Here is a 12,998-nt window from a genome sequence, read left to right on the forward strand (position 1 = left end):
AAGCCATCCGTCGTCGCCCTTCGGGCTATGCCGGACAGGAAGGCGAAGCTGGGTGGACAGGTGCGTCCGACCTCTCTATAAACCGCCCGCTCGCCCGGCCTTTGGGCCTTCGAGTATGCCCAGGTAGCTCAGTTGGTAGAGCATGCGACTGAAAATCGCAGTGTCGGTGGTTCGATCCCGCCCCTGGGCACCATTTCCATTTGCCTAAGCGAGCGCGCCGCAGGCTCTTTCTGACACAAAGCGGTCCGCCATCTGCTTTGAACCGTCGTGACAAATCGTTCATCGACCCAAATCGGACAGGCGATGCGTGCCGCATGTACCAGGCGCAATGCATCAGGATCCGTCCGGCCGCGCCGAGAGATCAGCGCTCCAGCCTTTTCCTGGTCGAGCGAAGGATATTGTCTGATAGCTTGGGATCGCTTACGGCGCGGGCGAGCACGAGCGCCCCGACCAAAGAGGCGAGGGTCGCGAGCGCCTCCTCATCGCGCTGGCGTTGCTTGATCCCGGAACCCATTCGGCCACTCAGCCAGCCGGCCATGGCCCTCAAGCCGGCTGTGAAGCGCTGTTGCACGCCCTGGCTTTGGCGCGGCATCTCGCAACACAAAGCTGCAAAGGGACAGCCGCTTCCCGGCGCGTCCCGATGCGCCGCCGAGAGGTATTCTGAAACGTAGCCGCCGAGAGTAGACACCTCACCCAGCTCTTTCCCTTTGGCGGCTATCGCGTCGGCCACCGCTTCTTCGATAAGCCGCTCCTTGGACCCAAACTGACTGTAGAGGCTGCCGTGGGTCATCCCGGCCGCTTCGGTCAGCGCGTCAACGCCTACGCCGGAGATGCCACGTTCGCGCATGAGGCGCGACGCGGCCTCGAGAATTCGTTCGCGGTTTTCAGCCGCCTTTTCCTTGGAAACACGCATACCGCCGATCTTAAGCCGGTGGCGGGTCTTGACAAGTATAATTACGATCGTCATCTTATAATAATTACGATCGTAACTAAAAATGCGCTGAAATCGAGCAGCGAACCGATGCAGGCGTCTGTAGGCAATTTGATCGTGCCCCGCCGTCCGGCGTCATCAGGAGAAGTAGATGGTTAAGCCTAAGGGGAAAATTGCGCTCGTTACAGGCGCCTCGTCAGGCATCGGCGAGGCCACGGCGGAGCGGCTCGCGAAAGCCGGCTACAAGGTATACGGTACCAGCAGACGGGGAGCCCAGGCCGGCACGCGTTCGTTCGAGATGCTGCCGCTCGACGTGACCAGCGATGAATCCGTGGAGGCGGCCGTCAGCGAAGTGATGCGGCGAGACGGCCGCATCGATCTGCTCGTGAACAACGCCGGCTTCGGTGTTGCCCCCGCCGGAGCGGAAGAGAGCTCGATCGATCAGGCCCGATCGATCTTCGAGACGAATTTTTTCGGGCTGGTTCGGATGACGCGCGCCGTCGTGCCTCACATGCGACGCCAAGGGAGTGGTCGCATCATCAACATCGGCTCCGTGCTTGGCTTTCTACCGATGCCGTATGGCGCGCTCTATGCCGCAACCAAGCACGCGGTGGAAGGTTATTCGGAATCGCTCGACCATGAACTGCGCACGAGGGGGATCCGGGTCTCGGTTGTCGAGCCTGCGTACACGAAGACGCCATTCGACGCGAACTTCATGGAGCCGGATGCCAGGCTCGATGAGTATCGCGAGGCCCGTGCGGGCGTGAACAAGAGGGTGAATGAGGTCATGGCAACTGCCGAAGAGCCAGGCGTGGTTGCCGACACGGTGCTAACAGCGGCCAGCGCGGCGCACCCGAAGGTCCGATACGCGGCCGGCAGGCTCGCGAAGCGCCTGCGCTTTCTTCGCAGATTTGCGCCGGCTGGCCTGGTGGATGCGGGGATACGAAAGGACCTGCGGCTTGATGCGCTAATGGCGTCGCAGCCTCCCCGCACCGCTCGAGCTTTCTGACGGCGTGCGGCCGGTGCAAGCGCCGACTGCCGTCATCACAGCCAAGACCGGAACATCTCCGGCACGGGGACACATGAGAGCACTTGTCTTAAAGCGTTATGGCAGAGCGGATCAGGTCGCGTTCGTTGATACGCCTCGGCCAGTGCCCAAGCCGGACGAGATTCTCGTTCAGGTTCACGCGGCCGGTTTGAATCCCATCGACAACATGATTCCGAAAGGAACGTTCAAGCCCATCCTCCGGCTTCAGCTACCAGCCACGCTGGGCAGCGATCTGGCCGGTGTCGTGGTGGAGGTGGGAAGTCGCGTGACTCGCTTCAAGCCGGGCGACGCCGTCTTCGCCAGCATCTTCGACCTGAACGGCACGGGCGCTCTCGCCGAATTTGCACTTGTGCCCGAGAGCGCCGCCGCGCTCAAGCCGGCAAATCTGGACTTCGTGCAGGCAGCCTCGATCCCGATGGTCGGACTGACGTCGTGGCAAGCGCTCAAGGAGCGTATGCGCCTCAAGCCAGGTCAAAGGTTGTTCGTCCCCGCGGGGGCCGGCGGTATTGGTACGTTCGCGATCCAGTTCGCGAAATACCTCGGAGCAAGGGTGGGGACGACGACAAGTACGGGAAATGTGGATCTGGTCCGGAGCCTCGGAGCCGACGAGGTGGTTGATTACAAGAAGCAACAATTTGAGGAAGTGCTGCAGGACTACGATGCCGTGCTGGGTACAGTCAGGGGCGATGCGATCGAGAAATCCCTTCGGATACTGAAGCCCGGGAGCACTGTCGTCTCGCTCATTGGGCCACCGGACGCCGCATTCGCTCGCGCCCGAGGTATGAACTTTTTCATGGTGTTCGTGTTCGGGTTGCTGAGCCGCAAGATAATTCGCCACGCCAAGAAACGCGGCGTCGCGTATTCGTTCTTGTTCGTACATCCAGACGGCAGCCAGCTCGCGGAGATCGGTGAGCTTCTCAAGGCAGGGCGCATCCGGCCGGTGAATCGACAAGGTATTTTCATTTGAACAGGTGAGGGAGGCGCTTGCGTATCTCGAGAAGGGGCGGGCCAAGGGGAAGGTCGTTGTCCAGATGAGGTAACGGCGTCGAAAGGAATCACTGACGGAGCAGGACGTAATGTCACCGCAGCAAGGAGATCCGATGCCGCAAGATCACATTCGAGCACGCAACATGACTCAATCCGACAGAGACGAAATCCAACCTACCGTCCAGGGCGTTGCGCTCATTGTCGGGGGCGGCCCGGGCATCAGCTCAAGCTGCGCCAGGCTGTTCGCGGAAAACGGCATGCGTGTCGGCGTCGCAGCCAGGAATCCAGAAAAGGCGGTTCTTGAGACTCTCGAGAAGATGCATGGCGTACGCCGATACGCCTGCGATGCAAGCGAACCGGCGGCCGTTGAGCGGTTGTTCGAGAACGTCGTTCGAGACATGGGGATGCCGAGGCTTGTCGTGCATAACATCGATGGCCGCGTTCCTGGCATTTTCCGCAAGAGCGTTGTCGAAGCCGACCCGGTCATGGCGTTCGAAACGCTTCGAAACGCGGCGTTCAGCGCGTTACTGGTAGGTCAGCAGGCAGCTCGACTCATGCTGGGAAACCAACCCGACGCCAACGGCGCCAAAGGAACGATCATCTTCACGAACGCCAGCGCGGCGCTGAAAGGCTTCCCATCGAGCGGCGCCTTTGCAATGGCGTGTCATGCCAAGTCCGGACTCGCGCAGAGCATGGCAAGAGAACTGATGCCGCAGGGTATCCACGTCGCGAATGTGCCGATCGACGCCGCGATCGGCTGGACTCAGGAGGACGGGACCCGTGCGCACCGGCTGGCGGGAACGACTGTCGACGACAACATGGCCGACCCCGACCATATCGCCGAAACCTATCTGCAACTGCACCGCCAGCATCGGTCGACATGGGCGTTCGAAGTCGTGCTCCGACCGTGGGTCGAGAAATGGTGACCAGCAAGTGTAGCCCGGATGAGTGAAACGACATCCGGGTTTGGTTATATCAATTAAGTGTCACCGTGATCCCTCGTTCATGGCACCAGACCCCGCGGCAGCATTCGTAATGCGGCGTCGCCGATCGAAAATATTTGACATCGAGCACTCGATCGGATCGAGGAACTCAGCAAAGCATCTGCGCGTTTGCGCTCGTGGTGGTGTGCGGGCCGCCACTGCACGGTGCGGACCGACTATGGCGTTTGCATCAATCGCTGGATCGTCCGACCGGCGTGGCCGCTGCAGGCTATCGCAGCAAATGTCCAAAGGTAACGCTCTTGATCAGATCGCGGTCTTACTGCGCGTCTCGTGCAATTCTGGCGCTCCTGCTCGTCTTCCTGCCCGGTTTGGCGTCAGCGGTTATGACCGGCCCTGATACGGATTCCCGGGTTGAAGATATCATGGCTGCCAACATCGCGCCCGAGGCAACGGCCGATCATGCGGGCGGGCTTGCATCCGTTGTCTACGTCGCCGGCCACACGCGGTTCTTTAGCTACGGCCTTGCCGATCAAGCGGAGAAGCGTCCAATCACGCCGGACGCGCTGTTCAATGTCGCGTCGCTTCGCAAGGTGTTTGAGGCTGCACTGGTCGCGCTCGGAACGCTTCGCGGCGAGTTGCGGCTGGACGATCCGGTCAGCAAATATGTCGGGGAACTGCAGGGCGACTATATTCGCCGGGTCACGATCGGCGAACTCGCCGCCCATACTTCCGGCCTGTTGTTGCCGACGGATCACCCGCCCTGGCCCAACGCGTCGTATTCGTTGGCCGAATTCATCGACATGCTCAACGTTTGGACGCCGCCCGCGGGCGAAGGGCCGGGCAAGCAACGCATTTATACGCACGCCGGTTACGTGCTGCTGCAGCTCGCGCTCGAGCGTCGGTACGGGCTTCCTATCGACAAGCTCATCGAGAGCCGTATCCTGCGGCCCCTCAATATGAATTCGACGCTGCTCCCCGAACGGGGGCCGGACCGCCGCGCCATCATGGGTCCGGCGCTGATGCAACGCGTCGTCCAGGGCTATTCCGATAACGGCATGCCAATCGGTCCGCGGGGCAACCAGCAGGGCTATTTTGAATTCCCCGGCACCGGGCAGATGTTCACTTCAGCGCGGGATCTCGCGATCTTCCTCGCGGCCTGCCTCGGCGATGGCGCGGCCGATCCGCAGCTACGTGAGGCTTTACAGATGACGCAGCGTGAAATGTTCCGTGTCAGCGAGCAGTTCGGACAGGCGATGGCTTGGGAAACCATCGATGTGGACGGAGTAGGCATCGTCGACAAGCCGGGCGGCCTCAACAATGCGACGGCCTATGTGGGGCTCGTACCCGGGCGCAAGGTTGGCGTCGTCCTGCTCGCCAACCGCGGCGAGTTTCCGCACGAAATCGCCCGCTACCGTGTGCTTCCAGCATTGTCGCGATTGTAGATGCGAGCCACGGTGGTGAGCTACGGTGACGGGTTGCAGGTTGGAACCGAACACAATTTCTGCGTCGGCAACCGGACATTGCATCACAATGAGTCGATCGCGATAAACAAATCACAATAACGCCCGGTCGATGGCCTACAGCGGCGGAGCTAGCTTGGCGCGATCCAGCGATCCCTTGTTCTCGGCCGAAATACCGCGAGAAGGACAACGCGCCGATTCCGCGATAGCGGAGCGACGCGGCGCCTGATCCATGCCGGCGCGAGCCGGGTGCAACATCTGCCACATATGCAGGCCGGCGTCGCTGGCCGCCCGACCTGCTGCGCAAAGAGCAGGAGGCTCTCATGTCTACAGCGTTCCGCGTGGTTCTCGAAGGCACTCAGGAAGTTCCTCCGAACAACTCGACTGCAAGCGGTCTCGGCACCGTCATCTTTGACAGCACGGAAATTGCCGCGAGCTATACGTTTCGGATCGAGGGCGTCGATTACGGCCCGATTACGGGTGGTCCGGCCCAGACGCCATCGACCTCAGACGACGTCATCTCCACGCATTTTCACAATCAGGTGCGAGGAGTAAACGGGCCCGTTGTCTTCGGGCAGATCAACCCGGCACAGGACGGCGATGATCTCAGCATCGCCCTGAATACGGATGGCTCCTGGACGGTGAGTGGCCGATGGGAGACGACGGACCCCGCCAGCGTTCCAATCACTGACTTCGCCGACGAATTCGGCACAGCTCCGGTCGGATCGGAGATCCCAATCTATTTCAACGTCCATACGAATCAATTTCAGGGAGGCGAGATCCGGGGTCAGTTGATCGCAATCGCAGATGACAACGACAACGTTGTCGTCGGAACGCCGGGCGACGATTTCCTTCCCGGGCTCGGCGGCAATGACATCATCCGTGGCCTTGCCGGGAACGACAGACTTGAAGGCGGCGACGGCGACGACATTATCAGGGGCGGCCAGGGAAACGACGATATCAATACAGGCGCTGGCAATGACCTGGTTTTCGGCGGTCAAGGCAACGACACCGTCGGCGGCATGGCCGGAATGGATACCGTCTTCGGCGGTGCCGGCGATGACTTCATCGCCTGGAACGATCCTACGGGCGATACCGTGTTCGGGGACGCCGGGAATGACACGCTGCGAGGCGGCGACGTTGCCGCCGACACGATCTTTGGTGGTAACGGTGACGACCTCATCCGGGCGGTCGCCAACCAGCAGTTGGCGGATCACGCGCCCGACCGTCTGTTCGGAGACCGCGGCAATGACACCATCTTCGGCGGCAATGCTGGTGATACGATCGAAGGCGGCGCCGGCGACGACACCCTCGCGGGTTTCGGTGGAGCTGATCAGTTTATCTTTCGCGAGACTGAGCGAGGCAATGATACCATTACCGACTTCGACGTAACGCAGGACGTCGCGGTGTTGGAAGGCTTCGGAGCAGACTTCGACCCGCTGGACAATCTGAGCGCGTCAGCGTCGGGCACCACCCTTGATCTCGGCGAGGGCAATCAGGTGCTGTTCTTGGGTCTTCTTCCGAACGAGTTGAACGCCGCGAATTTCCTCGTAACCGCTTGAGGTGGCGCGGGCGGGCCGGATCTCCGGCCCGCCTCCGCGCGCCTGTTGGTTTGGCACTGCTCTCGTCGCGCTCGATCACCGCGGCCCCCGCCGCGAGGCGAGGGATTCGAGCCGCGCCCTGCGAACGACATTCTGGGCACTGCTGCCGGCTGATTTGCCTCAAGCGCAACGGCAAACTGCAGTTCGCTCTCGCAGGGACCCATACTCCGCGGCCTCTCTTGTTGGAAAAGGCAGATAGTAACGACTGTGCAAAACAAGCGAGGCCGGAGGCTATGGATCCCTGCGCCCCGTGCGCAATTGCGCACTAGGCAGGGACGACGTAAGCGCCTCGCTTCAATCAGCCTGCCCTCACGCTGCCAGCGCATCCGGATTGACTTCGCCCTTGGCGATGTCGGTGAGAATGGCGTCGGCCTCTTTCTCTTCCAGCAGGCTGTCGTGCAAGATCATCTGGTCGTCACGCAGTTCGAGCTGGCCGGCTAGCGCGGCGGCTGAGCCGTAGGCGGCGATCTCGTAATGCTCGAGCTTCTGCGCGGATGCGATCAGGCCCGCATCGCGAAGATCGTCGCCTTCCAGGATGCCGAGCATCTTGCGGGTTTCACTGATGAGGCCCTGCATGGCCTGATCGACATGCGCCGTCGAGTCTGCGTCATGTCTGCGCAGGATGCCGACAAGGCGTTCCTTCTGCCGCATTGTCTCCGCATGATGATCCACCAGCGCATCCTTCAACGCCGGATGGGCTGCGGCAGCCGCCATGCGGAGCAGCGCTTCCGCAAGCTGCTCCTCCATACTCACCAGTTCCTGCAGTTCGGCGAGGTACATGTCCTTGAAATTGCTGATTTCCATGACGAAATCCTCATCATTGGATGTGTACGGGGCTTCCGGGCCGTCGCAGAATTCCGGAAGGGGCGGGCACAGGCTGAGCGGCCTTTTCGCGTTCCAGGCCGACAATCTCTTTCTCAACGAGGCCGCAACGCATCTGGTTCCGGACCAGACCTGAGAGGTGCTGCCATGACGGAATGGTATTTTGTTTGGGTCGAAGGTCTGCGGGGGCCGATGCCACAGAAATGGTCATCGGAGGGGCTTTGGGGGCAGATCGGCCGTCAGGACGTCATTGTTCGCTTTGCGCTGAGCGATGCGGAGGCGCATCTGCCGCTCGACGAGTTGGCGAGGCGGCACCCTATTCCCGACGAAAGATAGATAGAGGTCGCCCGGCAGCGTGCACGTTCCGCAGGGTTCCGCGCGGCCGCAACATTTTCGAGCAGATATTTTGCGGAACATTGCGAATTTAATTTCGTTGCCCGGTTGAACCGGCGCAAAGAGGCACCACTGTCCCGCATTCAATTCGCGATGCTTGCGGATTTGAATGAGAACTTGCGAACCAGCGCGCGTGCTGGTGGTGGGGACGAGCGATCAAGATCCGACACCCTTGACGTCTTTCGTATCCTTCGCAGGAAGCAGCCGCGTGGCGGTCCTAGCCGCTTCGCGGTCCTCGACCAACCCAGAAGCTAGTTAAGGAGTCGTGCATGAAATTGAACTCTGCACAGGTGGAACGCACCTTGAAGCAATTCGAAGCCCAGGCGCTTCCCGACGATCATCCGGTGGTCCCGCAACTGGCCAGCATGTTCGGGGATCATACGTTCTTCCTCGACAGCGGCGGGCTCAACGTCCTGGAACCCACCGAGGCTTCCGAGCCGAACACATCAATCGGCATGATCGTCAACCTTGCCAATTGGAGCGATGAGACGCTGACGAAACTGTCGCCGCACGAGCCCGAGCCCACAGGCGTTATCGTCAGCCTCGAATCCAAGCACTGAAGCTGGAGGCGATCATTTCGCGGCGGGGCCGGTCACCACGTATCAGGCCGGACCCGCACCGCGATCTGTCAGGTCCCGCCCGTGGCGCATTCGTGCGCGGCCTCTTCCGCTGCATCCAACCGCTGTTGTAGCGGCTGGCCGTAGCTGTTCGGGCAAGTGATGCGCTTGTGCAGAGATGCTCTTGTGCAGAATGGCGGCGCTGCTCAGGCTTCGAAATGAACCCCGATCCGCTTCTCTTTGCGCCAGACGACGCGGCACGGCAGATGGAGGTGGTCGGCTTCGATCACCAGGGTGAAGCGTTCGGGAATGCCGACGGGGGAGATCACCTCGAGCGCGGCGCCGGTTTCGGAAAGATTGCGGACCGTGCAATCGAAGGCGGCACCGCCGCCAAACGCTATCTTGCCCGATTTCAATAACCGCCGCCGTGGTGCTATTCTGTGCTCGTCCACCACATGGACCTCCACATGGATCTCCGCCTGAACAGGGAGGTTTAGACGCGCGAGGTTACCATCCCGTTACAGGTTACTGTCCGATTACGAGCGTTCCAGCCTTGATACAGCGCAAAGTGGTGGCCCGCCAATCGGCTCATCGGGCATGGCCGTCCGTCCGCGCCCGCCGCCCCTCGATCGGATAGGCCGGATCATTGAACCCCGGCGTCGATGGATGGCCGCTCACCACGAGTTGATCGATCAACGCCTCGTCCTCGGCCGTGAAGCGGTAGTCGAGCGCCTTGACGTAATCGTCCCATTGTTCCTCGGTTCGCGGACCCGCGATCACCCCGCTCACGAACGACGAATTCAGCACCCATGACACGGCGAACTGCCCGGCGGTGATGCCGCGGGCCTCGGCGTGCCGCTTGATCTCCTGTGCAAGCTGCAGCGATTCCGGCCGCCACTCGGTCTGCATCATTCGCTTGTCGGCGCGGCCGGCGCGGGTTTCCTTGTCGGGCGCCGCATCCGGCTTGTACTTGCCGGTCAGCACACCGCGCGCCAGCGGGCTATAGGGCACGATGCCGAGGCCGTAATAGCCGCAGGCCGGGAAGTGCTCGACCTCGGGCATCCGGTTCATCGCGTTGTAATAGGGCTGGCTGACGATCGGGCGATCGATGCCGCTCTTGTCGCAGATGTTGCAGATCTCGGCGACACGCCAGGCGCGGTAGTTCGAGACGCCGAAATAGCGAATTTTGCCCTGGCGCATCAGATCGCCCATGGCGCGCACCGTCTCCTCCAGCGGCGTCGCGTGGTCCTCCTTGTGCAGGTAGTAAATGTCGATGTGGTCGGTGCCGAGCCGTTTCAAGCTTTCGTCCGCCGCCTGCAGCACCCAGCGCCGCGACAGCCCGCCGCGATTGGGATCGTCGCCGATCTGGTTGGCGAGCTTTGTCGCGAGGATCCAGTTGTGCCTGTTGTTGGAAATGGCGCGGCCGACCACCTGCTCGGACTGGCCGCCATTATAGGCGTCCGCGGTATCGATGAAGTTGATGCCGGCCTCGCGCGCGCGTCCCACGATGCGCGACGACGTCGCCTCGTCGGTTGGTCCGCCGAACATCATGGTGCCCAGACAGATCGGCGAAATCTTCAGGCCGCTGCGGCCGAGGTGGCGGTATTGCATCAATCGCTCCTCAATCTCGACCGTCATTCCGGGATGGTGCGTTAGCACCAGACCCGGAATCTCGAGATTCCGGGTTCAATGCTGCGCATTGCCCCGGAATGACGGCCTCTCTCTCTCAACTCTCACCCTTCAATATCTTGAACACACCGCTCGCCATCGCGATACAGCGCTTATCGACGGTCACCTCTGTCGTGATGAAGATCAGGCTGCGGGTGGAGCGCACCACGTGCGGCTTCGACACCAGGACCTCACCGATTTTGCCGGCTTCGACGAAATGCGTGTCGAGCTGCACCGTCGCCAGCGTCGGCTTGCCCGACACGAAGCGGGCGGTCATGCCGCAGGTGCGGTCGGCGAAGGTCATGATGACGCCGCCCTGCACCAGGCCGCGGCGGTTGTGATGCTTGTCCTCGGTGATGAGCGCGAATTCATACACGCCGTCGACGACGCGCTGCCACAGCGGGCCGATCAGATGCAGGAAGCCTGATGTTTCGACGATCTTCCAGCCGTCGGATTTGAGTTTGTCCGCGGCCTTGGCGGTCATGTCGTGCTTTCCGTTTCCTGCGGGCTGTCATGTTGTCCGGGTCATTTCATCTGATGCGCTGGTGTTGTAGTCAAGCGGGATGGCCCGGTCATTTGACGATACCACACGGCGGAATATCGCAACCCTCTGCGCGGCATTCACGCGGGTACCTTCGGACGGCGCAGAGCCTGAGCTGAAGCGCGCGGCGGTGGCCATTGCGCTGACGGAAGCCGAGGCCGGTGGGGGCACGACGTTTCTGCTGACCCGCCGTGCGGCGACCTTGCGTTCGCACGCGGCCCAATGGGCGTTGCCGGGCGGGCGCTGCGACGACGGCGAGACACAGGCGCAGGCAGCGCTGCGCGAGCTGCATGAAGAACTCGGCGTTGGCCTCGGCGAGGGCGATGTGCTGGGCCTGCTCGACGATTACCCGACGCGATCGGGCTATCTCATCACGCCCGTAGTGGTCTGGGTCGGCGCCAGCGCCGATATCGTGCCCAATCCGGCGGAGGTCGCTTCCGTCCATCGCGTCGCACTTGACGACATCGAGCGCGAGGGCGCCTTCAGCTTCACCACGATCCCCGAAAGCACGCGGCGCGTGATCCGCTTTCGCCACGCCAGCCAACATATCCACGCGCCGACGGCAGCGCTGATCTATCAATTTGCCGAAGTGCTGGCGGGTCGCGATACCCGCGTGGCCGAGTTGGAGCAGCCGGTCTTCGCCTGGAAGTAGGGCCGTCATTGCGAGGCGCGAAGCGACGAAGCAATCCATCTCTCGGTGAGCGGAGACATGGATTGCTTCGCGGAGCCTGTCATCGGGCGCGCATTCGCGCGACCCGGTGGCTCGCAATGACGGAACCGTCTCCGGGTCGGGTTGCGAACACGGCGCGATTGGGCGACGATGGCGGCGCCAACAAGAAGAACAGTCCTGGGAGCGCGCTCATCATGCCCATTTGGATCAAGACGTTCTGTGTCGTCGCCGCGCTGCTCGGCCCGAGCGTAGCCACCAATTCAGCGCGAGCGCAAAACTATCCGGCCCGCGCTATCACCTTGGTAATTCCATTCGCTCCGGGCGGCAGCACCTCGATCGTCGGCCGCGCCATCGCCGACAAGATGAGCGAACTGCTCGGCGAGAAGGTCGTGGTCGACAATCGGCCCGGCGCCGGCGGCACGGTCGGCACCAAGGCGGTCGCCAAAAGCGATCCCGATGGTTACACGCTGCTCCTGGGCTACACCGGCACGCTGGCGATCGGTCCCTCGCTCTACAAGAACCCCGGCTACGATCCGCGCAAGGACTTTGCGCCGATCGGCATGATCGGCAACGCGCCGAACTCGCTGGTGGTGCATCCCTCGTTCCCCGCGAAAAGTGTGGCCGAACTGGTCGCCCATGCGAAGGCCAATCCCGACAAGGTCAATTTCGGCTCGGCCGGCGCCGGCACCGCCAGCCATATCACCGGCGAATATTTTGCTCGCGCCGCCGACATCAAGCTCGTGCACATCCCCTACAAGGGCACGGGTCCTGCGCTGACCGATCTCCTCGGCGGCCACATCCCGATGGCGTTCGCGCCGATCCCGGCCTCGCACGCCAATGTCTCCGCCGGCAAGTTGCGCGCACTTGCAGTGACCAGCGCCACCCGCTCGGGCCTCTTGCCCGATGTTCCGACGATGATGGAAGCGGGGCTCGCCGCCTTCGACGCCTCGCTTTATTACGGCCTCGTTGCCCCCGCCGGCACGCAGCGGCCGATCATCGAGAAGCTGAACAAGGCGCTGCGCGACGCGCTCGCTAGCGACGAGGTGAAGAAGCAGTTGGGCAATGATGGCACCGAGATCACGCCCGGAACGCCGGAAGATTACGCAAATTTCATCGACAAGGACGAGAAGAAGTGGTCGCAGCTTGTGAAGGCCAGCGGCGTCGAGCAGGAGTAGGGCGGCTTTCCTTCTCCCCTTGTGGGAGAAGGTGGCGCGAAGCGCCGGATGAGGGGTTCTCTCCGCGGAGACAGACCCCTCATCCGCCTCCGCTTCGCTACGGCACCTTCTCCCACAAGGGGAGAAGGAGAAAGAGCGCCGCCGAAGTTCGGGCCGTTTCGGGGCTGACTTCGCGCGTCCGCTTGCTACAACAACGCCATG

13 protein-coding genes, 1 tRNA gene and 1 pseudogene are annotated in these 12,998 nt (G+C 62.1%); 10 read left to right on the forward strand and 5 right to left on the reverse strand.

From position 1 onward, the window contains the following. Positions 1-117: 117 nt before the first annotated feature. A tRNA-Phe gene (locus tag GWE18_RS23650) sits at positions 118-193 on the forward strand. Between the two features lie 168 nt (positions 194-361). Here GWE18_RS23650 and GWE18_RS23655 read toward each other — a convergent pair. After that, complete coding sequence (locus GWE18_RS23655; protein ID WP_275188100.1) at positions 362-967, reverse strand: TetR/AcrR family transcriptional regulator; 606 nt, start codon at positions 965-967, stop codon at positions 362-364. Between the two features lie 115 nt (positions 968-1,082). Between GWE18_RS23655 and GWE18_RS23660 the strand changes: the two genes are divergently transcribed. The 5 genes and pseudogenes from GWE18_RS23660 to GWE18_RS23680 all read left to right on the forward strand — a co-directional run bounded on the left by GWE18_RS23660 (position 1,083) and on the right by GWE18_RS23680 (position 6,932). Beyond that, positions 1,083-1,940, forward strand: coding sequence for an oxidoreductase (locus GWE18_RS23660; protein WP_275188101.1), 858 nt, complete (start codon positions 1,083-1,085; stop codon positions 1,938-1,940). Between the two features lie 73 nt (positions 1,941-2,013). Continuing rightward, positions 2,014-3,019 (forward strand): annotated as a pseudogene (locus GWE18_RS23665) (NADP-dependent oxidoreductase). Positions 3,020-3,109: 90 nt separating this feature from the next. Next, on the forward strand, positions 3,110-3,892 hold the full coding sequence (locus GWE18_RS23670; protein WP_275188102.1) for an SDR family oxidoreductase: 783 nt from the start codon (positions 3,110-3,112) through the stop codon (positions 3,890-3,892). A gap of 440 nt (positions 3,893-4,332) precedes the next feature. Next, a complete protein-coding gene (locus GWE18_RS23675; RefSeq protein ID WP_342804283.1) occupies positions 4,333-5,352 on the forward strand; it encodes a serine hydrolase in 1,020 nt (339 codons plus the stop codon). 341 nt (positions 5,353-5,693) lie between these two features. Further along, positions 5,694-6,932 carry a CHRD domain-containing protein gene (locus GWE18_RS23680; RefSeq protein WP_275188104.1) on the forward strand — a complete coding sequence of 413 codons (1,239 nt, stop codon included), beginning with the start codon at positions 5,694-5,696 and terminating at the stop codon, positions 6,930-6,932. Positions 6,933-7,280: 348 nt separating this feature from the next. On the opposite strand, the gene GWE18_RS23685 is transcribed toward GWE18_RS23680, so the two are convergent. Then, positions 7,281-7,775, reverse strand: coding sequence for a DUF892 family protein (locus GWE18_RS23685; protein WP_275188105.1), 495 nt, complete (start codon positions 7,773-7,775; stop codon positions 7,281-7,283). A 165-nt stretch (positions 7,776-7,940) separates the two neighbouring features. Here GWE18_RS23685 and GWE18_RS23690 point away from each other — a divergent pair, with 165 nt between their 5' ends. Next, the gene (locus tag GWE18_RS23690; RefSeq protein WP_057854688.1) at positions 7,941-8,129 is read left to right on the forward strand and encodes a hypothetical protein; all 189 of its coding nucleotides are present in this window, start codon (positions 7,941-7,943) and stop codon (positions 8,127-8,129) included. Between the two features lie 326 nt (positions 8,130-8,455). Further along, positions 8,456-8,746, forward strand: a complete 291-nt coding sequence (locus tag GWE18_RS23695; RefSeq protein WP_275188106.1) for a hypothetical protein — start codon at positions 8,456-8,458, stop codon at positions 8,744-8,746. 203 nt (positions 8,747-8,949) lie between these two features. On the opposite strand, the gene GWE18_RS23700 is transcribed toward GWE18_RS23695, so the two are convergent. The 3 genes from GWE18_RS23700 to GWE18_RS23710 all read right to left on the reverse strand — a co-directional run bounded on the left by GWE18_RS23700 (position 8,950) and on the right by GWE18_RS23710 (position 10,895). Continuing rightward, positions 8,950-9,195, reverse strand: a complete 246-nt coding sequence (locus tag GWE18_RS23700; RefSeq protein WP_275188158.1) for a PilZ domain-containing protein — start codon at positions 9,193-9,195, stop codon at positions 8,950-8,952. A 136-nt stretch (positions 9,196-9,331) separates the two neighbouring features. Beyond that, positions 9,332-10,354 (reverse strand): aldo/keto reductase, encoded by a 1,023-nt coding sequence (locus tag GWE18_RS23705; protein ID WP_275188107.1) that lies wholly within the window; start codon positions 10,352-10,354, stop codon positions 9,332-9,334. A 115-nt stretch (positions 10,355-10,469) separates the two neighbouring features. After that, positions 10,470-10,895, reverse strand: coding sequence for a PaaI family thioesterase (locus tag GWE18_RS23710; RefSeq protein WP_275188108.1), 426 nt, complete (start codon positions 10,893-10,895; stop codon positions 10,470-10,472). 79 nt (positions 10,896-10,974) lie between these two features. Between GWE18_RS23710 and GWE18_RS23715 the strand changes: the two genes are divergently transcribed. Beyond that, positions 10,975-11,604: a CoA pyrophosphatase gene (locus GWE18_RS23715; protein ID WP_275188109.1), complete on the forward strand. Its 630-nt coding sequence runs from the start codon at positions 10,975-10,977 to the stop codon at positions 11,602-11,604. A gap of 212 nt (positions 11,605-11,816) precedes the next feature. After that, positions 11,817-12,797, forward strand: a complete 981-nt coding sequence (locus GWE18_RS23720) for a tripartite tricarboxylate transporter substrate binding protein (RefSeq protein WP_275188110.1) — start codon at positions 11,817-11,819, stop codon at positions 12,795-12,797. Positions 12,798-12,998: the final 201 nt, after the last annotated feature.

It is taken from the genome of Bradyrhizobium sp. CSA112, assembly GCF_029051645.1.
Classification (GTDB): domain Bacteria; phylum Pseudomonadota; class Alphaproteobacteria; order Rhizobiales; family Xanthobacteraceae; genus Bradyrhizobium.

Coding starts and splice junctions, on each gene's coding strand:
- GWE18_RS23655 (WP_275188100.1), bottom strand. CDS start 967: ATGACGATCGTAATTATACTTGTCAAGACCCGCCACCGGCTTAAGATC.
- GWE18_RS23660 (WP_275188101.1), top strand. CDS start 1,083: ATGGTTAAGCCTAAGGGGAAAATTGCGCTCGTTACAGGCGCCTCGTCA.
- GWE18_RS23670 (WP_275188102.1), top strand. CDS start 3,110: ATGACTCAATCCGACAGAGACGAAATCCAACCTACCGTCCAGGGCGTT.
- GWE18_RS23675 (WP_342804283.1), top strand. CDS start 4,333: ATGGCTGCCAACATCGCGCCCGAGGCAACGGCCGATCATGCGGGCGGG.
- GWE18_RS23680 (WP_275188104.1), top strand. CDS start 5,694: ATGTCTACAGCGTTCCGCGTGGTTCTCGAAGGCACTCAGGAAGTTCCT.
- GWE18_RS23685 (WP_275188105.1), bottom strand. CDS start 7,775: ATGGAAATCAGCAATTTCAAGGACATGTACCTCGCCGAACTGCAGGAA.
- GWE18_RS23690 (WP_057854688.1), top strand. CDS start 7,941: ATGACGGAATGGTATTTTGTTTGGGTCGAAGGTCTGCGGGGGCCGATG.
- GWE18_RS23695 (WP_275188106.1), top strand. CDS start 8,456: ATGAAATTGAACTCTGCACAGGTGGAACGCACCTTGAAGCAATTCGAA.
- GWE18_RS23705 (WP_275188107.1), bottom strand. CDS start 10,354: ATGCAATACCGCCACCTCGGCCGCAGCGGCCTGAAGATTTCGCCGATC.
- GWE18_RS23710 (WP_275188108.1), bottom strand. CDS start 10,895: ATGACCGCCAAGGCCGCGGACAAACTCAAATCCGACGGCTGGAAGATC.
- GWE18_RS23715 (WP_275188109.1), top strand. CDS start 10,975: ATGGCCCGGTCATTTGACGATACCACACGGCGGAATATCGCAACCCTC.
- GWE18_RS23720 (WP_275188110.1), top strand. CDS start 11,817: ATGCCCATTTGGATCAAGACGTTCTGTGTCGTCGCCGCGCTGCTCGGC.